This window comes from Leucobacter chinensis (genome assembly GCF_019049105.1).
Classification (GTDB): Bacteria; Actinomycetota; Actinomycetes; order Actinomycetales; family Microbacteriaceae; genus Leucobacter_A; species Leucobacter_A chinensis.
In genome coordinates this window covers 86,099-109,222 of sequence record NZ_JAHQZR010000002.1, presented here as the reverse complement: position 1 = coordinate 109,222, position 23,124 = coordinate 86,099, and the positions used below count along the sequence as shown (strand labels likewise).

The 23,124-nt window shown below is 58.3% G+C and carries 23 protein-coding genes and 1 tRNA gene; 10 read left to right on the top strand and 14 right to left on the bottom strand.

Annotated features, from left to right (window positions below; translation table 11 throughout):
* Nucleotides 1–282: 282 nt before the first annotated feature.
* A complete protein-coding gene (locus tag KTJ78_RS02480; RefSeq protein ID WP_217132328.1) occupies nt 283–825 on the bottom strand; it encodes a hypothetical protein in 543 nt (180 codons plus the stop codon).
* Between the two features lie 122 nt (nt 826–947).
* On the bottom strand, nt 948–1,628 hold the full coding sequence (locus KTJ78_RS02475) for a response regulator (protein WP_217132326.1): 681 nt from the start codon (nt 1,626–1,628) through the stop codon (nt 948–950).
* Nucleotides 1,629–1,976: 348 nt separating this feature from the next.
* Between KTJ78_RS02475 and KTJ78_RS02470 the strand changes: the two genes are divergently transcribed.
* Nucleotides 1,977–3,098: a sensor histidine kinase gene (locus KTJ78_RS02470; RefSeq protein ID WP_217132325.1), complete on the top strand. Its 1,122-nt coding sequence runs from the start codon at nt 1,977–1,979 to the stop codon at nt 3,096–3,098.
* 103 nt (nt 3,099–3,201) lie between these two features.
* Here KTJ78_RS02470 and nrdH read toward each other — a convergent pair whose 3' ends face one another.
* The 4 genes from nrdH to KTJ78_RS02450 form a co-directional block, all read right to left on the bottom strand.
* Nucleotides 3,202–3,432 carry a glutaredoxin-like protein NrdH gene (nrdH, locus tag KTJ78_RS02465; RefSeq protein ID WP_217132323.1) on the bottom strand — a complete coding sequence of 77 codons (231 nt, stop codon included), beginning with the start codon at nt 3,430–3,432 and terminating at the stop codon, nt 3,202–3,204.
* Nucleotides 3,433–3,641: 209 nt separating this feature from the next.
* The gene (locus KTJ78_RS02460; protein ID WP_217132321.1) at nt 3,642–4,421 is read right to left on the bottom strand and encodes a tyrosine-type recombinase/integrase; all 780 of its coding nucleotides are present in this window, start codon (nt 4,419–4,421) and stop codon (nt 3,642–3,644) included.
* Nucleotides 4,422–4,874: 453 nt separating this feature from the next.
* Nucleotides 4,875–5,174, bottom strand: a complete 300-nt coding sequence (locus KTJ78_RS02455) for a putative quinol monooxygenase (protein ID WP_217132319.1) — start codon at nt 5,172–5,174, stop codon at nt 4,875–4,877.
* Between the two features lies 1 nt (nt 5,175).
* Nucleotides 5,176–5,439 (bottom strand): hypothetical protein, encoded by a 264-nt coding sequence (locus KTJ78_RS02450; RefSeq protein WP_217132317.1) that lies wholly within the window; start codon nt 5,437–5,439, stop codon nt 5,176–5,178.
* A 208-nt stretch (nt 5,440–5,647) separates the two neighbouring features.
* On the opposite strand from KTJ78_RS02450, the gene KTJ78_RS02445 reads away from it, so the two are divergent.
* On the top strand, nt 5,648–5,929 hold the full coding sequence (locus tag KTJ78_RS02445; protein WP_217132315.1) for a hypothetical protein: 282 nt from the start codon (nt 5,648–5,650) through the stop codon (nt 5,927–5,929).
* 88 nt (nt 5,930–6,017) lie between these two features.
* Here KTJ78_RS02445 and KTJ78_RS02440 read toward each other — a convergent pair whose 3' ends face one another.
* The 4 genes from KTJ78_RS02440 to KTJ78_RS13485 all read right to left on the bottom strand — a co-directional run bounded on the left by KTJ78_RS02440 (nt 6,018) and on the right by KTJ78_RS13485 (nt 7,685).
* Nucleotides 6,018–6,194, bottom strand: coding sequence for a hypothetical protein (locus KTJ78_RS02440; RefSeq protein WP_217132313.1), 177 nt, complete (start codon nt 6,192–6,194; stop codon nt 6,018–6,020).
* A gap of 50 nt (nt 6,195–6,244) precedes the next feature.
* Entirely contained in the window at nt 6,245–6,418 is a 174-nt protein-coding gene (locus KTJ78_RS02435) for a hypothetical protein (protein ID WP_217132311.1), read from the bottom strand.
* Between the two features lie 117 nt (nt 6,419–6,535).
* Nucleotides 6,536–6,847, bottom strand: coding sequence for a hypothetical protein (locus tag KTJ78_RS02430; RefSeq protein WP_217132310.1), 312 nt, complete (start codon nt 6,845–6,847; stop codon nt 6,536–6,538).
* A gap of 139 nt (nt 6,848–6,986) precedes the next feature.
* Nucleotides 6,987–7,685, bottom strand: coding sequence for an excalibur calcium-binding domain-containing protein (locus tag KTJ78_RS13485; protein WP_254259302.1), 699 nt, complete (start codon nt 7,683–7,685; stop codon nt 6,987–6,989).
* 436 nt (nt 7,686–8,121) lie between these two features.
* Between KTJ78_RS13485 and KTJ78_RS02420 the strand changes: the two genes are divergently transcribed.
* The 5 genes from KTJ78_RS02420 (at nt 8,122) to clpX (ending at nt 12,367) form a co-directional block, all read left to right on the top strand.
* Nucleotides 8,122–8,196: transfer RNA gene (locus KTJ78_RS02420), tRNA-Pro, on the top strand.
* Nucleotides 8,197–8,256: 60 nt separating this feature from the next.
* Nucleotides 8,257–9,588, top strand: a complete 1,332-nt coding sequence (gene tig / locus KTJ78_RS02415) for a trigger factor (RefSeq protein WP_217132308.1) — start codon at nt 8,257–8,259, stop codon at nt 9,586–9,588.
* 141 nt (nt 9,589–9,729) lie between these two features.
* Nucleotides 9,730–10,317, top strand: coding sequence for an ATP-dependent Clp protease proteolytic subunit (locus KTJ78_RS02410; RefSeq protein ID WP_254259301.1), 588 nt, complete (start codon nt 9,730–9,732; stop codon nt 10,315–10,317).
* Between the two features lie 24 nt (nt 10,318–10,341).
* Entirely contained in the window at nt 10,342–10,968 is a 627-nt protein-coding gene (locus KTJ78_RS02405) for an ATP-dependent Clp protease proteolytic subunit (RefSeq protein ID WP_217132304.1), read from the top strand.
* A 115-nt stretch (nt 10,969–11,083) separates the two neighbouring features.
* A complete protein-coding gene (gene clpX, locus KTJ78_RS02400; protein WP_217132302.1) occupies nt 11,084–12,367 on the top strand; it encodes an ATP-dependent Clp protease ATP-binding subunit ClpX in 1,284 nt (427 codons plus the stop codon).
* A 51-nt stretch (nt 12,368–12,418) separates the two neighbouring features.
* On the opposite strand, the gene KTJ78_RS02395 is transcribed toward clpX, so the two are convergent.
* The 4 genes from KTJ78_RS02395 to mgtE form a co-directional block, all read right to left on the bottom strand.
* Complete coding sequence (locus KTJ78_RS02395) at nt 12,419–13,012, bottom strand: hypothetical protein (protein WP_217132300.1); 594 nt, start codon at nt 13,010–13,012, stop codon at nt 12,419–12,421.
* A complete protein-coding gene (locus tag KTJ78_RS02390) occupies nt 13,013–13,279 on the bottom strand; it encodes a Fe-S oxidoreductase (protein ID WP_217132298.1) in 267 nt (88 codons plus the stop codon).
* Between the two features lie 3 nt (nt 13,280–13,282).
* Nucleotides 13,283–15,868, bottom strand: coding sequence for a valine--tRNA ligase (valS, locus tag KTJ78_RS02385; RefSeq protein WP_217132296.1), 2,586 nt, complete (start codon nt 15,866–15,868; stop codon nt 13,283–13,285).
* Nucleotides 15,869–16,006: 138 nt separating this feature from the next.
* On the bottom strand, nt 16,007–17,368 hold the full coding sequence (gene mgtE / locus KTJ78_RS02380) for a magnesium transporter (RefSeq protein WP_217132293.1): 1,362 nt from the start codon (nt 17,366–17,368) through the stop codon (nt 16,007–16,009).
* Nucleotides 17,369–17,958: 590 nt separating this feature from the next.
* Between mgtE and ileS the strand changes: the two genes are divergently transcribed.
* The 3 genes from ileS to KTJ78_RS02365 are packed head-to-tail and all read left to right on the top strand — an operon-like array spanning nt 17,959 to nt 23,098.
* Nucleotides 17,959–21,315 carry an isoleucine--tRNA ligase gene (gene ileS / locus KTJ78_RS02375; RefSeq protein ID WP_217132292.1) on the top strand — a complete coding sequence of 1,119 codons (3,357 nt, stop codon included), beginning with the start codon at nt 17,959–17,961 and terminating at the stop codon, nt 21,313–21,315.
* Nucleotides 21,315–22,664 carry a bifunctional folylpolyglutamate synthase/dihydrofolate synthase gene (locus tag KTJ78_RS02370; RefSeq protein ID WP_217132291.1) on the top strand — a complete coding sequence of 450 codons (1,350 nt, stop codon included), beginning with the start codon at nt 21,315–21,317 and terminating at the stop codon, nt 22,662–22,664. The genes ileS and KTJ78_RS02370 overlap by 1 nt, the downstream gene beginning before the upstream one ends.
* Nucleotides 22,661–23,098: a DUF4233 domain-containing protein gene (locus tag KTJ78_RS02365; RefSeq protein ID WP_217132290.1), complete on the top strand. Its 438-nt coding sequence runs from the start codon at nt 22,661–22,663 to the stop codon at nt 23,096–23,098. The genes KTJ78_RS02370 and KTJ78_RS02365 overlap by 4 nt, the downstream gene beginning before the upstream one ends.
* Nucleotides 23,099–23,124: the final 26 nt, after the last annotated feature.

Below are 23,124 nucleotides of genomic sequence, written 5' to 3'. Positions count from 1 at the left end.
AATACCTGCCTTTCTTCTCTTACACGCGGTGTCATCTGCGAACGTCGTATTTGTGTTCCTTGACAGCAGAATTGCGAGTACGCCGAGGACGGGAAGAGCACTTCCGCAGACGAACGCAATAGTCAGAGGCTGATCTAGAAGAGCAAATAGAAGGCTACATAGAATGGCAATGCTAGATACCGTCACCATCGAGATTTTTAGTCCCCGGTTCGACCGTGACGCGTTGCTCTTTATGTTTCGCATAGGACGCATACCCTTCCACTCATTTCGCCTACAACTGACTTAGCACTTAGTCCCGACCCAAATCAGGAACCCTTCTGTGCCCACAGCGTACACAACAGCCAGAGCCACCGCTCCGGCTGCACCAGCTGCTATCAAAGCGGCAATCATCGCTCCAAGTCCGTATGTACGCAGCAAGCTCACTGCATAAAGAATCACTGAACACACAATGTTGCTGTCAGCTGCGGCTACTGCCTGTCCGTCAACCTCAAGAGCGGATCCACCGCTAGCGATCTCAGCGAGGTCAACTGTCTCGGTTACCCCACTCTCAGTAGTCACGGTCATCAACTGCGTTTCGTCGTCGATCGTCACTGTGGTGGTACTACCCTCCACAGTCATTGCAAATGAGCCGTCTTCGAATTCTTCTACTTGGACACCGTAGAAGTCTTCCGCTTGTTTAATCTGCGGACTTGCTGCCTGGGCACCGCTCTGAGGCATCATTGCTAAAGCCAGCGCCATGACTATCGTCACGACTGCGGCGATTAGGGCTTTCAAACCAGAAAACGCCTTTACTTTTTTGTCTTCACTTAGAGCCAAAACGCTCATCGTTCTCACTCTCCTCGGAGTAATGTGAAGAGATCAAAACAGTGATCTCAACTGGAAAAGCGCCGGAACCGGAGTGGCCGGCCTCCCTAGTCTTAATGCACACAACATGCCGCGGTAGAAACTTAGGTACTTGGTTTTGTTTCGTCAAAGATCTCTGCGAGTGAGATAGCTCCGATCCGCGTAGCGTAGATCAGTACCTGAACTCTGTCGCGAACATGCCATTTGGCCATAATTCGACCAAAGTTTGCCTTAACAGTTGTCTCTGCCAGGTTGAGCTCGTCCCCAATTTCAAGGTTAGACATACCTTTCGCTAACAATCGTACGATTGAGAGCTCCCGCTTCGTAAGCCCCTGTCCCTTCACTAATTGCCGGTTCTCTGGGTTCTGCACAGCAGAAACGAGAGCTCTCGATATCTGGGGTGAGAGTGCCGACCGGCCACTATGTACGTCTACGATGGCTTGGATCATCGCTTGTGGCTCCGTATCTTTTACAAGATAGCCAGCAGCCCCCGCGCGCAACATCGAAACAACGTGACGCTCGGAAGAAAATGTCGTTAGGGCCAGGACTATTGTCCCCGGATACTTTGAAACGATCTCTTCTGTCGCCTCGACACCGTTTGTGCCTGGCATTTGAATATCCATGAGAATAACATCGGGATTAGCAGACTGCATAATCCCTAAGGCGGTCAGGCCATCATGAGCCTCACCGACGAGGGTAGTCCTTGGATCGGCTTCTACAAAAATGCGCAGAGCATGTCTAACTAATGCTTCATCGTCTACGATCAGTACCCGAATAGCGTCCATCTTGAAGAGTTTAACCTGGTCGGCAAATTGCGCACAGGCACGAAAGGTCATCAATCATAGAGACTTAGGTATCTACTCTTTTGGTGACTCTACCTGGAACATGAGGGGTGACAACCTCATTTTTGACGATCGGATCGCTGCTCTATGTTCTCTGGCACTAAAATTATTGCTCCACTGCAACTTTCGTTCTTCGAGTGGCTCTGCCAAATGTTTGGAATTTGTTCCTGAACCACTTACTCAGCGCGTGACAAATCTGTTTTTGTAAGGCCCAGAGCATAATAGACAGAGAAACATCAATAGCCTTGAGCGGGGAGGTTTTCCCTGCACAGAAAGATGGGACTGTCTAACGTGGTGGCTGATGACAGGATGTCGAGTTCGGCGCGCGCCATTTTGGTCGTTGTAGTGATTATTGCTTTCCTAGCGAATTTGGTTCTTTTCCTATTTTCAGACGGTGAGCCTTCACCAACAGGCCAGTTGGACGTTCTCGTGTTTGTGGCAATTTTGCTCTTTGCCTGGCATCCGCTAAGCGCTGCAGTTTCTCTAAGTCTTCTCGCTTCAGCTGCTCTCGTGCTTAACGTAGGGGGTCCCTACGTTTTTGTTCTAGCACTTGCAACTGGACTTGTTTTCTTTTGCTGCAGGCGCTGGGTGGCTACCGTTTACAGCTCATTGACCATTGGGTTTATGGTCATTGCAGAGGTACTTGAACAAGGAATTACTCCTGGCGCTTCTCTCGGTTTGTTTGCAATTGGTGTGACTTCAGGACTTATCGGTTGGGTGTTACGTCTGCAGAGAAACAGAGTTTCTGTTCTGAATGCTGATGTCGATAGGCTGCAGCGTGAACTTGAACAAGCGGTTGCAAACGAACGCGAGAGAATTTCTGACGAATTACACGATGTAGTCGCGCACGACATAACCGTTCTTCTCATGCATACACGAGTGCTTACCCTCCCAGGCAATGAGAACGACCGAGACATCTCCGTACGAGCGATCACAGAAGCAGCTGTTCAAGCTATGACTGATGTGAAACGTATGATGCGTGTTATGGACAGTAGTCAGGACATTGCACAAACGATAATTCCCAATTCTTTTAGAATTCAAGAGCGTATTGAAAAGATTTCTGAAGATTTCCGTATTGCAGGAGTTCAAGTGGAAACTAAGAGTTTGGGCGAAGTAAGACTGTCGCGAATTGTGGAGTCCACTCTTGGTCATGTATTTAACGAATGTGTGACCAACGTCATGAAGCATGCTCCGGGGACTGAGGCAGTCCGAATTGAGTTAGAAGCCCTGGACTTTGAGGTGAGGCTCGGGGTGTGGAATGCAACAGTCACAGAAAAATCAGGTGTTGCTTCCAACTCGTCGGGATATGGACTTCGTCGAATGGAAGAGCGGGTTCAGCTCCTTGGGGGTGAATTCAAAGTGACTGTAACGAATGATGGATGGTCGGTTGAAGCCATTCTTCCCAAATCATAATGAAAAGCAGCACCCCACGGCAGGGGAAAAGCTCCTCGGAGGGTACTGCCTCTGGGATGTCGTAGACAACAGAGGGTAGTGGGGTGGTCGTCGTTCGATCAGATCAATAATTCGGGATACCCGCGATTTTGTCTGGCTGAAACCCTGACCAATGATCTGTGTTAGTTAGAACGACAGGGGCAGCTGAATATCCGAGGCTTCTAACTTTCTCCAGGGCTTCAGCATCTTGTGCGAGTTCTACAGTTTCAAATTCGATACCGCGTTTAGTTAATGCGAGTTTGGTCATGTCGCATTGTGCACATCCGGGTGTGGTGTAGATCGTTACGGTTTGCATTTAGTCCTCCAGTCTCTTGAATACGCTTTGTGCGCACTCCCTCTCCATGTTTTTGCCGGAAAGGCACTTTGTGCCTCGGAGGGTGTAGTGATGGAGTGCAACTAACCGTGGAATACCGGAGCGAGCGCAGCGAGTGAGGATATGCCGCGAAAGTGGTTGTGCGGAGTCGCGGAGCCCGTAGAATGCCGCAGGCTTTCCGGCAAAGACTTTTATGCTGCGAAGCTGAACTTAGTAGTTTGCATCTCGGTACCTAGAGCAGCGGCCCGGAGACCGCTTTCATCAATATGCAAGTAACGCTGGGTAGTAGCGAGAGATGAGTGGCCAAGCATCGCTTGGACTGACCTCAAATCTCTCGTTGAGCGGTATGCCGCTGTTGCGCCAGCATGTCTAAGGGAATGCGGGTTCCAACCTGTATGCCGCGTGATTATTTTGTTCACGCTCATTGGATGCATTGCACCTGTGAAACGTCCAGGAAAGTAGTAAACACCTGGTCGTATCTCTTCAAGCCGCACGAGTGCCCTTTGGAGCTTTGGGTGTAAGGCGACCAGTCGTTCTTTATTGCCTTTGCCAACTACACGTATGAAGTCATTCTGGCGGGCGCTTTGAGGTAGCTCGGTAAGCTCGGTTAGGCGTAAGCAGGCGTAGCGGGCAAGAAGAATCATCGCCTGTACTTCTAATGGGGCTGACCGTAATGCGGCAAGCACGTCGTCATCTTGAGCAATGCGAGGATACTTGTACGGGACTCTGACAGTGGCCATCCCAGTTGTAGGGTTATGGGGAATTCTGCCTGTTTCTTGTGCCCAGTCATAAAAAACCCTCCAAGACGCTAAAACACCTCTTCGTGTTTCGTCCGAAAGATGACTGTTTGTAGCGAGCAACCGCTCTAAATCATCGCGAGTCGCTTCGGTTAACGGGACTACTCTTGCTAAACGATCAAGATCATAAAGCCGCTTTTTAATTGTTTTCGGTGATCGTGAAGCGGCTGTCATGTGCACCTGGAAATCGCGCAGCAATGTTGCGGGTCCTTTCGTAGCTGGCCCCCAAGCTATAAAGGGTAGTCAAAGATTCAAATTGTGCTAAGCGAATAGTGGGATGATCACTGCGTCGTTGGAACGTGCAGATTTGAGATGAGTGTTTTGAAAAACGATTGCGGTTACGTTTGAAGGCAGCAAATCGGCAGGTTGTTGGTTCGAATCCAACCGGGGGAGCGAACGGCCCTCACTCTTCGGAGTGGGGGCCTTTTGTTTTCTGTAGGGGCGCGGGAATTGGCGGGCTTGAGAACGACGTGCGTCGATCCGCGCTCATCGTGTGGTCACTGTCGAGCTTCGAGTGGTCAAAAAGTGTCGAAAATCGTGACCAGTTTCGACACTTTTTGACCACTCGGCGCGGGAACGGCGCAGGAAACAGCGTGGGGAAGAACACGAGGAAGCGAAACAACCCGGTCAGAGATCGGTAAACGCCGGGGACATCTGGATATACGTGTCGGCGCTGCGCTGGAAAGCATCGATTTGAGGCACGATCCGGCGAAAGTGCTCGGTGGCACAGTGGGCGTCGAGGGCCGCACGGTCGGGCCATTCTTCGAGGAAGATGAAGTGCCCAGGGTCTTCACGGTCGATGCAGAGCTCATACGAGATGTTCAGCGGCTCTAAGCGAGTGAGCCTTACGAGTTCCTCGTAGAGCGGCATGACGGTTTCGATTGCGTCGTGCCGAATAAAGTCTTGGGCAATGACCTTCAGTGTCACGCTAGGCTGCTTCGCCGTTGAGGGCTTCACGCACAACGTTTGCGTGCTCTGCTCCAGCAACTGCCTCGAGCGCCTTCGCGAGGCCTTGGTTGGTCTTCACGACGCTGTTGAGCGTGAGCGCGATCATCGCCTTGAGCACCTCGGTGCTCGGGGTCTCAATCGAGAGCGCTTCGGCCGCCTGTGAGAGAAGCTTTGAAGCCTCTCGCGATTGCACTGCTGCCTCTTCGAGAAGACGCAATTGTTCTGCGTTTATGGACACTGTCATGCTCCTGTCAGCCGCGAGTGCGGCGTTTGAACCGCCGCATGATACGTCAGTACCGACCGTACATGACTCGACCGGCAAGAAGCATGAGACCGCCAAGAAGAAGCGCGAGGCCGCTGGCAAGAAGCGTGGGAGGACCAGCAGGAAGCATGAGGCCACGAGCAAAAACATGGGTACTCCGCGGTAGGCACCGAGCGGCTAGGGTGGAATCATGATGGCAAGGCCCGAAAACCCTAGACTCGCCCGTTGCTTCGATGACGCGCTCTCACGCGGTTACGAGATCCGCTACGTCGACGAGACGCAGGTGATCGCCGACCGCAAGAACACCTGGGGCTGTCTCGGCCTCGCGTTCCTCTTCGGTATCGGCGTGCTGACGGCATTCGTTGTGCCGATCATCCTGCTCATCCTGGGTGCTTTTGCACCACGCGGACAGGTCATCACCTACCGGTTGAAGCGCAACGGTAAGGTGTCGAAAAAGCGCCGGGCTGCCTAGAAGCGCAGACGCTACGACTGCACCAGGCAACAGCGAAGGGCGGCATGCAAGGGGCCGGGAGATGAGTGCGTCTCCCGGCCCCTTGCGCCTAGTCTGTGCCGTCGAGTGTGATGATGTCTTCGTCTTGAAGGTCATCGCGCTGGTTCTCGTCAGCGGTTTCGGCATCTTCTGGTGGTTGCAGGGCGTCTGCCGACTCAGCTGCGCCGAGATCTCGCCCTGGCCACGGTGTGTTCGTGGTCTCTGTAGTGTTTCGTGATTGCTTCATGAATGCCTCCTTGCGGGGGTGACGAAGAACGAACACGCTCTCATCGAGTGCTATCCGAAGGGATTTGCCGACTTTTTCTCGGTGTCGGGGTGCCGAATGAGAGCCGGGTCAGCGAGCCCCTTACGTGGGTCTTCATCGCCGCGAACTTCGTCGTTGGCGCCCTCCATGACCGGTTCGTCAAGCGTCTCTGCGGTTTTCTTTTCGGCTGTTTCGTTGTCTTTCATAGCGACCTCCTTATGAGCCGTACCGCCAGTGTAGAAGCTGTGGTCTGGCTAGCAAAGGGTCGTTCAGACGATCGTCAGGGGCCGTTCAGGTGTGGTTAAGCCCGCTAAAGCGGGGTGTTAGCCAATCGAGTCGAGGCACGGCTGGATGACCGACATAAATTCGTTGACCGCTTCTTCGCTGTCTTCGAGCTTGTTCTCGAGAGCGGTGTAACCGTCGATATCGTAGGTCTTCTCGAGCGTGTCGAGCGCACACTTGCAATAGCCGCCCTGGCCGTTTGAGGTTTGCTTGCAGGCGTTCATGAAGTTGGTTTTCACGTGCCTTGGCCAGTCGCTCACTGACGGTGTCGGCAGGAGGCTGCACCCTGAAAGCGCTGCCGCGAGGCTGCTTGCGGTCACCACGGTAAAGGTCATGCGTCGTAGAGTGCTCATAGAAGTACAGTGTAGTGGCATGGCAGCCCATTTCTTGGCTGAGCAGTGCGATCACGAAAGGCTGGCGGATCGCGCAGCTTCACGGCCATCTCGCGCGCCTGCCGCGCACGCGGCAACGAGCCATTCTCGCTGGAGAATGCTACTCGCAGCCGATCCCGTCGCCATCACGGTCGAGGTGTGGGCCGTATCCCGGATCGCCGCGGTAGACAGGGGCGGCACCAGCTGCCCGAGCTGCCGTGCAGTTCTGGAAGTAGGTCGGGGTTGTTGCTGCTGGCTCAGGCGTTGACGCGAACTGCTGTGGGGCGCTGTTAGCGACCGCTTCGGCTGCGGTGGCGCGCGCTGTGGCTTCGGCTTCGCGTTGCTCTGCTGCCTCTTTGAGGTCAACGGCTTCGAGCTGGGCCGCCACTGCCTGAGTTTTTTCGTCTACCGCTTTGGCGACTTCTTTTTTGGTGGTGGCGAGTTCTTTTTTGCTGGTGGCAAGTTGCTCTGCGATCTCGTCACGGTCTTCGGCGAGCTTCGCGACCGCTTCCTCGTGGGCTTCTTTCTGCTCTTTCAGCTCACTGGCCGTACTCTCAAGCTGTTGCTTGAGGTCATCATGCTCTTGAGGGTCGATTGCGTTACTGGAGCTGCCTGCGCCGATCGACACGCCCAGGAGTAGTGCCACAGTGCCGGTAGTGACGGTACCCCAGAGAGGCGCCGTTCGGCGTTTCTTCCCGTCGTCGGGTGCGGGTGCTTCTTGCTGTGCCGTTTTGGTTCGGGAGAAAGCGGCGTTCAGAAGATTGCGTAGTCGGGCACGCACTGTTGTGGTCGCGCCCTCTTTTGAGGAGGAGTCGGTCATGTCTCGGATCATGGCATAGTTTTAGCGGCCCACAGTTTTTGTGACGCATTCGTTATTTGGTGAGCCGGGTGGGCTGACTCCTTGAGGCAACGTCGTTCGACGCTGCGCTGCGAACAGGTGACGACACGCCGATCCGCCACAATTACGACTCGCGGGTGCGCGGTGGCATCTTCCGTGGCCTGATGGCCTGTGAACCCTGGCTTCGTAGGGGAGTTCTCGGGTTGCGGAATTCAGGCGACGAAAAAGTGTGTAGAATCATCGTTGTGCCTTCAGCGTCGTAGCCCGCAATATTGCGGCGAAGACTCCGGCACCTACCAACGTGCGCTTTCAGGCTCACATGAGGTAGTGTTGATCCTTGGTTCTCTGTGAATCAAACCCAGCCCGCCCAATGTGGTTGCTTGCGACAACATGGGGTAGGGTGATCTCGGTGCAAAACCGGGGTGTAGCTCAGCTTGGCTAGAGCGCCCGCTTTGGGAGCGGGAGGCCGCAGGTTCGAATCCTGTCACCCCGACTCGGCGTTAAGCCGAAGGCACCGAATGACCAACACACACCATTATGTGAGGGAAACACTTTGTCAGAAACGACCGTTGAAAAGCTCACCCCGACTCGCGCAAAGCTTACCGTCACGGTAACGCACGCCGATCTCGAGCCGCACCTCGAGGGTGCATACAAGACCATCTCAGAGCAGGTTTCTGTTCCTGGGTTCCGTAAGGGCAAGGTCCCGGCTCCAATCATCGATCAGCGCGTCGGCCGTGAAGCGGTCATCGAGCAGGCAGTGAACAACTCACTCGATCACTTCTTCCGCGAGGCGCTCGAGGGCAACGACATCGTCCCAATGGGTCGTCCCTCGGCTGACGTTGAGCAGTGGCTCGACGCGAAAGATCCCGAGAGCACCATGACGCTCGTCTTCGAGGTTGAGGTTCGCCCCGAGTTCAAGGTTCCGAAGTACGGCCAGATGAAGATCACCGTCGACGACGCCGAGGTTGACGAGGCTGCGATTGACGCTGAGCTCGATCGCCTGCGCGAGAGCTTTGGCACCCTCGTGGCCGTTGAGCGTGCCGCTGAGAAGGGCGACTTCGTCGAGCTCGACCTCGTTGCCCGTATCGATGGCAACGACGTTGACCAGGCAACCGGTGTCTCGTACGAGATCGGTGCAGGCAACCTGCTCGAGGGTATGGACGAGGCCGTTGAGACCCTCACCGCTGGTGAGTCGACGACCTTCACCTCACAGCTGCTCGGTGGCGAGTACGAGGGCCAGGACGCCGAGATCGAGGTCACGATTACTGCCGTTAAGGTACGTGAGCTTCCCGAGGCTGACGACGAGTTCGCGAAGACCGCGAGCGAGTACGACACGATCGCAGAGCTGCGCACCAGCCTCGCCGAAGAGGTTGCGAAGAGCGCCGTCTTCACGCAGGGTGCACAGGCACGCGACCTGCTCATCGAAAAGCTCCTTGAAAAGGCCGCTATTCCCGTTTCAGAAGAGCTCGTAAACGAAGAGGTTCACCGTCACCTCGAGGCTGAGGATCGCCTCGAAGACGATGAGCACCGCGCAGAGGTTGAAGAGCAGACCTCGAAGCAGCTCCAGATGCAGCTCCTGCTCGACGCGATCGTTGAGCAGGAAAAGGTTGAGCCGACTCAGGAAGAGTTCTCGCAGTACATCTTCAACTCGGCTTCGCAGTACGGCATGGAGCCACAGCAGTTCATCCAGGCGCTCTCACAGGGCGGCCAGCTGCAGCAGGTGCTCGGTGAGGTTACCCGCAACAAGGCCCTCGCGGTTGCTCTGTCGAAGGTCAAGGTTGTGACGAAGTCAGGCGATGCCGTCGATCTCAGCGAGTACACCGCTGTCGACAAGGGCGAAGACAAAGCTGACGAAAAAGACGCGAGCGAAGAGGCGGCTGAGTAGTTTCTCACCGCTTTCACTCAGGGCAGGGCTTCGGGGTTTCCCGGGGCCCTGCCCTTTTGTGTGCCGAGGGCGAACACCGCGATGTTTACGAGAATTCTTCGGTAGTCTCGATCCCAGTAGATACGTTGAATGGAGCTACACATGGTTGAAACGGCAATGCGCCCCGACAGTGTTTTTGATCGCCTCCTGAAGGACCGGATTATCTGGCTCGGCTCTGAGGTGCGAGACGAGAACGCTAATGAGATTTGTGCAAAGATGCTTCTGCTCGCGGCAGAAGATCCAGAGGCAGATATTTACCTGTACATCAACTCGCCTGGTGGATCAATCACCGCTGGCATGGCCATCTATGACACGATGCAGTTCGTGCCCAATGACATCGTGACCGTCGGTATCGGTATGGCGGCATCGATGGGGCAGTTCTTGCTCACCGCAGGCACCAAGGGCAAGCGCTACATCACCCCGAACGCTCGCGTACTCTTGCACCAGCCCCACGGTGGCTTTGGCGGCACCGCGAGTGACATTCAGACCCAGGCTGCGCTCATCGTCTCGATGAAGAACCGTCTCGCGGCGATTACCGCGGCTCAGACCGGTAAGACGGTCGAGCAGGTCAACGAAGATGGCGATCGTGACCGTTGGTTCACCGCTGAAGAAGCACTTGAGTACGGCTTTGTCGACTTCATTCGTGAGTCGGCGAGCGAGGTCGTTGGCGGCGGCGGAACGCACGCGTAAGCACTGAGTAACGGAGAACCAGACATGTCACAACTGCAAATGCCCGAATCACGGTACATTCTTCCCTCATTCGAAGAGCGCACAGCGTACGGCTTCAAGAACACCAACCCATACACCAAGCTTTTCGAAGACCGCATCATCTTTCTCGGTGTGCAGGTCGATGATGCCTCAGCCGACGATGTTATGGCCCAGCTGCTCGTGCTCGAGAGCCAGGACACCGAGCGCGACATTACGATGTACATCAACTCGCCCGGCGGATCATTCACCGCGATGACCGCTATCTATGACACGATGCAGTACATTAAGCCGCACATCCAGACCGTCTGCCTCGGCCAGGCAGCCTCGGCCGCAGCGGTTCTGCTCGCAGGAGGAACCCCGGGCAAACGCCTCGCGCTTCCGAACGCACGCATTCTGATTCACCAGCCTTCATCGGGCCAGGGCGGGCAAGGTCAGGCCTCTGATATCGAGATTCAGGCGAAAGAGATTCTGCGCATGCGTGAGTGGCTCGAAGAGACGCTCTCGAAGCACACGAACAAGTCAATTGAAGAGGTGCACCGCGATATCGACCGAGACAAGATTCTCGGCGCTCAGGAGGCGCTCGAGTACGGTCTCGTAGACCAGGTGCTGACGAGCCGTAAGAACCCACTCTAAGCAACGTATGATCGACGCGCCACGGCAGCCCCGCGGCGCGTCGATCAGCTTTGTCAGTGGTACATACTAGGCTCGAAGCAGTAAGAAACTTCACGACCAATCGGAAGGAACATTCATGGCGAAGATCGGTGAAACCGGCGATTTACTGAAGTGTTCCTTCTGCGGTAAATCGCAGAAGCAGGTCGCCCAACTCATCGCTGGCCCGCAAATCTATATTTGTGACGAGTGTGTGAACCTCTGCAATGAGATCATTGAAGAGCGCACACAAGAAGCCGACGCCGTCGAAGAAGAAGCGTTCTCGCTCTCGAAGCCCAAAGAGATAGCTGCTTTTCTTGATGAATACGTGATCGCTCAGAAAGAGGCGAAGCAGTCACTGGCCGTCGCCGTGTACAACCACTACAAACGAGTGAAGGCTCTTCAACGACTATCGCCGGCTGAAGCTGCTTCAGAAGATGTTGAGATTCAAAAATCAAACATTCTGCTCATGGGGCCAACCGGTTGCGGTAAAACGTACCTTGCCCAGTCACTCGCGCGCCAACTGAATGTTCCCTTTGCCGTTGCCGACGCGACCGCCCTGACCGAGGCTGGCTACGTTGGCGAAGACGTCGAGAACATTTTACTCAAGCTCGTGCAAGCCGCTGACTACGACGTGAAACGCGCCGAGACCGGCATTATCTACATTGACGAGATTGATAAGATCGCGCGGAAGTCTGAGAACCCCTCGATTACCCGCGATGTTTCGGGTGAGGGCGTGCAGCAGGCGCTCCTGAAAATTCTTGAGGGCACCGAAGCCTCGATTCCGCCCCAGGGCGGGCGCAAGCACCCCAATACCGAGATGATTCATCTCGACACCACCAATATTCTCTTTATCGTGGCCGGCGCATTTGCTGGCCTCGAAGAAATTATTGCTGCCCGAACGGGCAAGGGCGGGGTAGGGTTTGGCTCACCGCTCAGCACAAAGCAAGATCAAGACGATCTCTTCGCACGGGCCCTCCCTGAAGACCTCCACAAGTTTGGGCTCATTCCAGAGTTCATTGGCAGGCTTCCGGTTATTGCCACCGTCAAACAACTCGATATCGAGTCGCTTGAGCGGGTGCTTACCGAGCCAAAGAACGCGCTCGTGAAGCAGTACCAGCGAATGTTCGAACTCGACGAGGTCGACCTCGAGTTTGAGTCCGGTGCAATCACTGAGATTGCCAAGCTCGCAACCGAGCGAAAAACAGGTGCTCGTGGTCTGCGTGCGATTCTCGAATCGGTGTTGCAACCCATCATGTTCGATATTCCGAGCGACGAAGCAGTCTCGAAGGTGATCATCACCGCAGAACTTATTCGGGGCGAGGCGCCGCCACGCATGCTCGGCACGCGCCCGGCTGCAGCCGCAGAAGAACAGTCGGCCTAGGCTTAGGCTCCGCTGAACTGCACCACCAGCGGTGGCATCGCCGGTCTATCGCTAGCCAGCGTTCAGGGAGCATTCGAAGTTCACGAGCATGGCGGCATCCGCAGCCTCGCCGTCAGTAAACGCCAGCACTTCGCAGAGCCCACGGTCGCTCGTCAGCGTTTGTGCGATTTCATCGCCAGAGGTCTCTTCGCTGACCTGAGTAAAGCCGCCGTCGCCCGCAAACTGCTTCAAGAGCGAACTCGCGGCGTCCTTGTCAGAGGCTTTGACAACGATAAACCACGAGGCGACCGATCGTTCACCCGCATCATCAACGCCCTCCTGAGAGAACGGGAACACGTCGAGCGGCAGGCTTGACGGTAGCGTCGCGCTCTTCTCAACGGGAGTGGGCTTACGCCCCTCGATATCGGTGAGCGTACTGGGATCATCAACCCCGAGTGAGGCGCCGCCGTCTTCTTGCTCGCCAGGAATCTTTGAACCGGGACGGGGAGGGACACTATCGGCACCTGAGGCAGCGGAAGAGAGATTGCCGATCTGGCCAGGCTTCAAGAGAGAACCGGGTGCAACATCGTTCCCGGCACAGCCGCTCAGCGCAACGACGAGGGTTGATACAGCAGCGCCCAGAAGGATCTTCTTCGTAAGTGTCATCTACTCACTCAGCCAATCGTCGTCGTCATCACCGTCAACAGCATCACTCACGGTGCTCTCCATAGTACCGGTCACGACTGAGCCGTTTCTATCGAGCGTAATGACTGCATCGTCAGAGCGGGTACAGACGGGAAGCCCTTCGAGCCATGTTAGCGTCCAGCTGCCCTCGAGACCGTCGGCATCGAGCGCTTCGATGGCTTCGTGCAACTCGACCGGGACCGTGGGGTGCGGGCGAGTGCCTGCACCCCAACGGACTCCGATGCGCATGAACTAGCGTTCCTCGAGCTGTAGGTCAACAGCGAGAATCTCGATGTGAGCCGCTTCAGTAACGGTGTACACAAGCTCTTCAATGTGGCCCACCGAGGTGAGGTCGCCCTCGGCGGCACGAAGCTGCTCGAGCAGCGGCTGCGGGCCGCCAACCTCAACGCGGGTCGCGACCGTCTTTTGCGAGACCTTGGCCGTTGACTTTGCGCCACGAATGCCGATGAGTGCCTGGCTTACAGCGTCGAGCGTTGCCGACGTTGCCGCACCCGAGTGCTCAGTAAGTTCTTCGGCGACCGGCCAGGCGGCCTGGTGCACCGAGCCTTCGTTGAACCACGACCATACCTCTTCGGTTGCAAAGGGAATGAACGGGGCGAAGAGCCTGGCGTATACCGAGAGTGCAATGCGCAGGGCGGCAACTGCTGAGGCCTGAGCCTGGCCGATCTCACCATGAGCGCGGTCTTTGACGAGTTCAAGATAGTCGTCGCAGAAGGTCCAGAAGCTCGACTCGGTGATCTCGAGCGCACGGGCGTGATCGTACGACTCGAACGCGGCGGTCGCGTCACGGACGACGCCCGCGAGGGTCTTCAGCATGCTCTGATCGAGCAGCTCACTGAGCGTCGCACCAGGCGTCGCCTCGAACCCGAGGGTGAACTTCGATGCGTTGAGAACCTTGATCGCAAGGCGTCGGCCGATCTTGATTTGCTTGGGGTTCTGCGGGTCGAATGAGGCGTCGGTACCGAGCTTCGCTGACGCTGCCCAGTAGCGTACGGCGTCAGAGCCGTGCTGGTCGAGCATGCTCGCTGGGGTGACGACGTTACCCTTCGATTTCGACATCTTTTTGCGATCGGGGTCGAGGATCCACCCTGAAATGCCCGCGTTCTTCCAGGGGAGCGTCGAGGCCTCGAGCTCGGAGCGCAGGAGCGTCGAGAAGAGCCAGGTGCGAATGATGTCCTGACCCTGGGGGCGAAGATCGTAGGGGTACACGAGGTCGAAGAGCTCGGCATCGCGTTCCCAGCCGCCAGCAAGCTGCGGAGTGATCGATGAGGTAGCCCAAGTGTCCATGACGTCGACCTCGCCGATGAAGCCGCCTGGTTCGCCACGCTGCTGCTCGGTGTAACCAGAAGGTGCATCGCTCGATGGGTCGACAGGAAGCTGCGCTTCGCTCGGTACGATCGGTGCATCAAAGTTTGGCTCGCCAGCGTCGTTGAGCGGGTACCACACAGGAATCGGTACACCGAAGAAGCGCTGACGTGAAATGAGCCAGTCTCCCGAGAGCCCTTCAACCCAGTTCTCGTAGCGAACGCGCATGAAGTCGGGGTGCCACGAAAGTGCCTTCCCGTGAGCAAGGAGGCGCTCACGCAGGGCTTCGTCGTGGGCGCCGTTCTTGATGTACCACTGCCTCGTCGAGACGATCTCGAGTGGCTTGTCGCCCTTTTCGAAGAACTTTACGGGGTGGGTGATATTGCGGATCTCGCCAATGAGCTCGCCCGAAGCCTGAAGCGCCTCAACGACGATCTTCTTTGCACTGAAAACGGTCTTGCCGGCGATGCTCGCGTAGTGCTCGCGGCCAGCCTCGCTCGTGATGGCCTCGGGAGCTTCTGAGAGCACGCGGCCGTCGAATCCGAGAATCGCTCGGTTTGGCAGGTGGAGCTCGCGCCACCACACCACGTCAGTCACGTCGCCGAAGGTACAGACCATCGCGATGCCCGTGCCCTTATCCTGCTGAGCAAGGTGGTGGGCAACGATGGGAACCTCGACGTCGAAGAGCGGCGTGCGCACGGTCGTGCCGAAGCGGTCTTTGTAGCGCTCATCGTCGGGGTGAGCCACGAGCGCAACACAGGCGGCAAGCAGCTCTGGCCGTGTTGTGTCGATGACGATATCGTCGCTGCCGTCGGTCGGGTGGAACGCGAGGGCGTGATAAGCACTTGGCTGATCGCGGTCTTCAAGTTCTGCCTGGGCAACGGCGGTTCGGAAGGTGATGTCCCACAGCGTCGGTGCTTGTGCCTGGTAAGCCTCGCCACGCTCAATATTGCGAATAAATGCGAGCTGCGAAGCGCGGAGTGACTCGGGGCCGATCGTACGGTAGCTCTGTTTCCAGTCGACCGAGAGACCCAGGGTGCGCCAGAGGTCTTCGAAGAGCTTCTCGTCTTCGAGGGTCAGCTGCTCGCAGAGCTCGATGAAGTTGCGGCGCGACACGGGCTGCTGGTCTGCAGGCTTGATGTTCTTGCCGTCGGTGCCCTGGTGAGGGGGTTCGTAATTCTCGACGTAGGGAAGTGATGGGTCGCAGCGAACGCCGTAGTAGTTTTGCACGCGACGCTCGGTTGGCAGCCCATTGTCGTCCCAGCCCATGGGGTAGAAGACGCGCTTGCCATTCATCCGCTGGAAGCGGGCTACGACATCGGTGTGCGTGTAGCTAAAGACGTGGCCGACGTGCAGCGAACCTGAAGCGGTTGGCGGGGGAGTGTCGATGCTGTAGACGCACTCACGAGTAGCGCCCTCTCGGTTGAAGGCGTAGGTGCCCTGCGCTTCCCAGGTTTCACCCCACTTCTCTTCGAGACCTTCAAGCTTTGGCTTGTCGGGAATGGCAGTCATGACGCTCCTGGATCGTAGTAATGGGTGTGCCACCGTGAAAAACACGGTGGCACATCGTGGCTCACTGGATCATTCTAGCGGGTCTGCTCAGCGTGGCTGCTGCCCGCGATGCTTGCGTGAGAAGGGCGGGAATGGTGGTTAGATTTGCAGAATCGCTCGGGCGATCAAGAAGTAGAGCACGAGGCCGGTCGCGTCGACGAACGTCGTGATGAACGGGTTCGAGAAGACCGCTGGGTCAACCTTGATGGCCTTTGCCGCGATTGGCATTGCGCCGCCGATGGTCGCTGCCACGGTGCACACCGCGATGAGGGTGAGGCCGATGACGGCACCGATTTTGAAGTCGTAGATGAAGCCGGTGATGGTGAACCCGATAAGCCCCAGCATGCAGCCGAGTAAGAAGCCGACGCGTACCTCTCGGCCGATCACCTTCAAGATGTCTTCGGTACGCACATCGTCGAGCGCGAGGGCGCGGGTCACGGTTGTCGCTGCCTGGTTGCCGGTATTACCTCCGGTGCCGATGAGCAACGGCACGAAGAGCGCGAGTACGGTCACCTCGGCGAGGGTGTCTTCGAACACTGAAAGCACCTGCACCGTCAGTGTCGCACCAATGGCCAGTACGAGCAGCCAGACGATGCGCGAGTTAACGAGCGTCGAGATTGGGGTCGAGAGATATGGCCGACGCAGCGGCTCAACACCACCCTGGCGCGCCGCGTCTTCTGAATCTTCGAGTTCAAGAATGCGCACCGCGTCGTCAATCGTGAAGATGCCGACGAGGCGACGTTCACGGTCGACGATCGGCATCGCATTCACGGTGAGGTCGGCCATGCGGCGGGCGACGACCTCGGCTTTCTCGGTTACGACCGCGGTGTAGGGGTCTTGCATGAGCGTTCCAATGAGCGTTCCAGGCTCGGCGCCGAGCACCTGCCTGAGGCTCACCACGCCAATGACGTGGCGGCTCTCATCGATGACCGGAATGAGATAAATAGTCTCGGCCTCGTTGAGATCCCGCTTCACGCGCTCCATCGTCGTCTCGACGGTGTAGCTCTCTTTCGTCGAGATGAGCTCGGGGCTCATGCGGCGGCCGATCGAGCCGAGCGGGTAGCCCATGAGCGCAGAGGTTACCTGGCGTTCTTCGGCAGACAAGCCTTTCAGGAGCCGCGGGGCAACCTTTGACGGCAGCTCGTCGAGCAGCCAGACCCGATCGTCTGGGTCAAGCCCGGTGAAGATCTCGGCAACCTCTGAGTCTTGCAGCCCGTGCAAGAGGTCGCCCTGCAGTGCGGGATCGAGTAGTTCGAAGACGGCGAGGGCGCGATCTTTTTGGAGCAGACGGTACAGAACAGCGCGGTGCTGCTCGCTCAAGCGCTCGAGCACGAGCACGATTTCGTCGACCGAGAGCGGGGTCAGGGTGTGCGACACGGCGACAAGGTCGCGGTCGGTTACTTGCTGAACCACGGTGTCAACGATGTCGTTGATGTTAACGTCTGCTACTTCTGGGGTCATAGCGATCTCACTTTGGTGTTGGGCACGGTGCACATGCACCGCCAAGGAACGATGAATCGTTGGGCCACGTGTGGGCCCGCAAAGCGCCGGAGATCGAAAGCCCGAACCATGAAGCGCGTCGCGCTTCGATTACCGGGTGAAACCATGGAGGCGGATCTCCGGCCTCGGACTAGAACTGTCTGAAGACATCGGGACTTCTCACCTCACTTCGGTAGGGAGTGGAGCGCGGCATGCGCTGGCTGCACCCATACGTGCGCCATATCGTCAACTCTAGCAGGTGAACCTGTGCCACATAGTGGCTTGTGGATGAACGGTTTACGCTGCAAATTGCGCGATATAGAGCATATCGGAAGCCGTCTTGCGCTACGCTGTTGTGCAACGACTTTGAACCGGCAATCACCGGGGAGTTTTTGGAAGAACGGCGCGCGGCAACGCGTGCTCAGTAGAACCGAACGGTTACGGCCCGTTATCACCGAATGAAGTGACGCGTCAGTGATCCTGATACGTAAAGCGGGTGGTACCGCGGGGAACGCTCCCACAGCGATCCTCGTCCCGGCAAAGAATGTATTGCCCGGAAGCCGAAGGACCCCATGTCGTACCCCAAGCAGTCACACAGTAGCGCCGCAGCAGGCGCATCATTTGGAGTAACCCCGTCGCCGCGTTTTCCCGAGATTGAGACGCAGGTGCTCAAGTTTTGGGCCGAAGACGACACCTTTCGCGAGTCGATTCGCCAGCGCGAGGGTTGCGATCAGTGGGTCTTCAACGACGGCCCTCCCTTCGCGAACGGACTGCCGCACTACGGCCACTTGCTGACCGGCTACGCCAAAGACGTTTTTCCGCGCTTCCAGACCATGATGGGCAAGAAGGTTGAGCGCCGCTTCGGCTGGGACACCCACGGCTTGCCGGCAGAGCTTGAGGTCATGAAGCAGCTCGGCATCACCGAGAAGAGCGAGATCGAAGAGATGGGCATCGCGACATTCAACGCGAAGGCCCGTGAATCGGTGCTCATGTACACCCGTGAGTGGGAAGAGTACGTCACGCGTCAGGCCCGTTGGGTCGACTTCGAGAACGACTACCGAACGCTCAACGTCGAGTTCATGGAGAGCGTGCTCTGGGCATTCAAGCAGCTCTACGATAAGGGCCTTGCGTACGAGGGGCACCGCGTGCTGCCGTACTGCTGGCGTGACGAGACCCCGCTGTCGAACCACGAGCTTCGTATGGACGATGACGTGTACCAGATGCGTCAGGACCCGTCGGTCACGGTCGCTTTCCCATTCACGGGTGCGAAGGCTGCTGAGCTCGGCATCGAGGGCGTTCGCGCGCTTGCTTGGACGACGACCCCCTGGACGCTGCCCACGAACGCAGCTCTCGCGGTTGGCCCAGAAATCGAATACGCCGTCGTCGCGGCCGGCCCGCTTGGCGCGAGCGATGGCGGATCATCGGGCGAGGCCCGATACCTGCTCGCCCGTGAGCTCGTCGCGAACCACGCGAAAGATCTCGGCTACGAGAGCGGGGAAGCGGCGATCGAGGCTGTCGAACGCACGCTCAAGGGTGCGGAGCTCGCCGACGTGCAGTACGAGCCCGTGTTCGATTACTTTGCCGACGCCGAGGTGTGGGGCACCGAGAACTACTGGCGCGTGCTCGTCGACGATTACGTTGGGGCCTCTGACGGCACCGGCGTCGTTCATCAGTCGCCAGCGTATGGCGAAGACGATATGCGCATCACCAATGCCGCTGGCATGCCGACGATCGTGAGTCTCGACGAGGGCGGCCGCTTTATCAAGGCCGTGGGTGACGTGGCAGGCGAACTCTGGTTTGAGGCGAACCGGCCACTGATCCGCCTCTTGCGCGAATCGGGTCGCCTCTTGCGTGAGCAGAGCTACGAACACTCGTACCCGCATTGCTGGCGCTGCCGCAACCCTCTCATCTACAAGGCCGTCTCGAGCTGGTTCGTGAGCGTCACGAAGATCAAGGATCGCCTGCTCGAGGTCAACGAGGCCATCAACTGGGTGCCCGCGAACGTGAAGCACGGCCAGTTCGGCAAGTGGCTCGAGGGTGCGCGTGACTGGTCGGTGAGCCGCAACCGCTACTGGGGCAGCCCGATCCCGGTGTGGAAGAGCGACGACCCTGAGTACCCGCGCGTCGACGTCTACGGCTCGATCGAAGAGATTGAACGTGACTTCGGTCGCGTATCGCGCAACGAAGCGGGCGAGGTCGACCTGCACCGCCCGTACGTCGACGATCTCACGCGGCCGAACCCAGACGATCCGACCGGCAAATCGACGATGCGCCGCATCGAAGACGTCTTTGACGTGTGGTTCGACTCGGGCTCGATGCCGTTTGCCCAGGCCCACTACCCGTTCGAGAACCAGGAGTGGTTCGAAGAACAGCAACCCGCCGACTTCATCGTCGAGTACATCGGGCAAACGCGCGGCTGGTTCTACGTGCAGCACGTGCTCGCAACCGCGCTCTTCGACCGCCCAGCGTTCAAGAACGTCATCAGCCACGGCATCGTGCTCGGATCAGACGGCAACAAGATGTCGAAGTCGCTGCAAAACTACCCCGACGTTAACGAGGTGTTTGACCGTGACGGTTCAGACGCGATGCGCTGGTTCCTCATGGCATCACCCGTCGTGCGAGGTGGCAACCTTATCGTCACCGAAGAGGGCATTCGTGAGGGCGTGCGCCAGTTCATTCTGCCGCTCTGGAACACCTGGTACTTCTTCAGCCTCTACGCGAACGCCGACGGCTTCGAGGCGAGCTGGAGTACCGACTCGACCGATCCGCTTGATCGCTACATTCTCGCGAAAACGGGACAGCTTGTGCGCGACGTCGAGCAGCACCTTGGCGATCTCGACACGACCACCGCTGCCGAGGCGCTGCGCGACTACGCCGAGCTGCTCACGAACTGGTTCGTGCGCCGCTCTCGCGACCGCTTCTGGGAGGGCGTCAACGGGGCGAACGGCAAGCCTGAAAACGCTCAGGCATTCAACACGTTGTTCACCGTGCTTGAAACGCTCACCCGGGTGGCGGCTCCCATGGCGCCGCTCGTGACCGAGGAAATCTGGCGTGGGCTCACCGGTGGCCGCTCGGTGCACCTCACCGATTGGCCCGACGCGAGCGCGTTCCCCGTCGACAACGAGCTCGTCGCGGCGATGGACGAGGTGCGTCAGATCACCTCTCAGTCACTCGCGCTGCGCAAGGCCGAGCGCCTTCGTGTGCGCCTGCCTCTCGCCGACCTCACGGTTGTCACGAGCCGCCCAGACGCGATTGCTCCGTTCAGTGCGATTCTGCGCGACGAGCTCAACGTGAAGCACGTCTCGCTCGTGGCCCAGGACGAGAACAGCGCGGCTGAGCACGGCATTGTGCACTCACTGTCGGTGAACGCCCGTGCGGCTGGCCCGAGGCTCGGCAAAGACGTGCAGTTTGCCATCAAGGGCGCGAAGACCGGTGATTGGTCTGAAGAAAACGGCGTCGTGACGGCGGGCGGCTTTGCGCTGGAACCCGGCGAGTACGATCTCACGCTCACCGTGAGCGATGCTGCAACCGAGGGTCAGGCGGTTGGTCTCATCGCGGGTGGCGGCTTCGTGCTGCTCAGCACCGTGACGACCCCCGAACTCGAAGCCGAGGGTGTCGCTCGTGACGCGATTCGCGGTGTACAAGAAGCCCGCAAGAACGCCGGCCTCGACGTGAGTGACCGCATTGAGCTGACGCTCGGTGCTTCGCCAGAGAACGCAGCCGCGCTGAACGCCCACGCCGAGTTCATCGCGAGCGAAACCCTCTCAACCGGGCTCGCCGTCGAATCACTCGAAGCCGCGGCTCTTGAGAACGAGCCAGCCGCCGGTGCCGCAGGGGTCGTTTCACGCGCGAGCGCACTCGGCGCGGCGAAAGAACCCCTCATCATCACGATCAACGCAACCGCGGCACGCGCCGCGAAGGAGGACTAGTGGGCGCATCGAGCACCGCAGAGGTGTACGCAGAGCTGCTCTCGCGAACTGGCGAGGCGCAGCCGCGACCCAGGCTTGACCCGGTTCGCAGGCTCACCGACCTGCTCGGCCAGCCGCAAAACCTGTTTCCGGTCATTCACGTGGGCGGCACGAACGGGAAGACGACGACGGCCCGAGTTATCGAGTCGTTGCTGAGGGCCTACGGGCTGAAGACGGGGCTTTTCACGAGCCCGCACCTCGTTGACTTCACCGAGCGCATTCAGCTTGAGGGCGAGCAGATCAGTGAGGCGGCGCTCGTCGCCGCGTGGGAAGAAATGCAGCCTGCGCTCGAGATCGTCGATACTGAACTCGCGGCGAAGGGCGAGCTGCCGATTACGTACTTCGAGGCGCTTGCCGCGCTCGCATACACCGCCTTTGCCGACGCGCCCGTCGAGGTCGCCGTTGTCGAGATCGGCATTGGTGGTGAGTGGGACGCGACGAACATTACCGATGCTGAGGTCTCAGTGATCACGCCGATCGGCCTCGACCACGTGCACATTCTCGGCGATACCGTTGCTGAGATCGCGCGCACGAAGGCCTTCATCGTGAAAGAAGGGAAGACGCTCGTGACCGCGGCGCAGGAGCCCTCGGCGCTCGCTGAGCTCGAGGCGCGGGCCGAGACTGTCGGATCGCGCATGCTTGTCGCCGAGCGAGATTTCTCGCTGCGCGCAGACGTGAGTGGCGTGGGCGGGCGCATCGTCGAGATCACGGGTATCGCTGGAACCGAGTACGAAGGGCTGTTCATTCCGCTCTACGGGCCACATCAGGCCGAGAACGTGACGCTCGCGGTTGCCGCCGTCGAGGCGTTTCTCGGGGCCGAACGCCCGCTCCCAGAGGATGCGCTTGAGCAGGGCCTCGGCAGCCTCACCTCGCCCGGAAGGCTGCAGCCGATTGGCGTGCAGCCACTCGTGCTTGTTGACGCGGCGCACAACCCGCACGGCGCAAAGACACTTGCGACCGCGATGAGCGAATCGTTCAGCTTCTCAGATCTCATGCTCATCGTCGGCACGTTCGCCGATAAAGATGCACGGGGCATTCTTGAGGCGCTGCTGCCACTCACGCCAAACGTGTACGTGGTAGGGATCCAGTCAGAACGGTCCCGTGACCCTGAAGAGCTCGCGAGGCTTGCCCTCGAGGTTCGACCGGACGTCAACCTGCAGCTCTTCGACGAGCTTGAAGAAGCCGTCGAAGAGGCTCGTGGCTGGGCCGAAGAGGCTGACGGCCGCGGCGTGCTCATCGCAGGTTCAGTTTTTCTTGCGGGCGAGGCTATCTCGCTCGCCCGCCAGGCAGATTGGGGAGCTGAAGTATGACGCACAACGCTGGCCAGGACGCCGACGACCTCGTGCTCTCGCCGAGTGAGCAGCGGGCCCACAACCTAGCGCTTCGCGCGAGCGGAACGAAGAAAACCTCGACGCAAAAGTCACTCGCGTCGATCGCGCTCGGCTTCGAGCTGTTCGTCGTGTTTCTTATTGGGCTCACGCTCTTCGGGCTCGGCGTCTTCGACCCAGCCTGGGTTGGGCTCGTGATCGGTGGCGTCGCCTGCCTGCTCATTATCGTTGCCCTCGGGCTGATGCGAATGGGAAACGTCGGCATCATTCTTGGGTGGGTCGTGCACGGTCTCTATTTCGTTGGCGCCTTTTTTCTCGTGCCGATTCTGTTCGTGGGCCTCATCTTCACTGGCTTGTGGCTCTACTGCATGTGGAAAGGCGCTCAAATTGACCGCATGCGCGAAGCTAGACTGTAAGTAACCGTTTATCACAACCAAAGGGA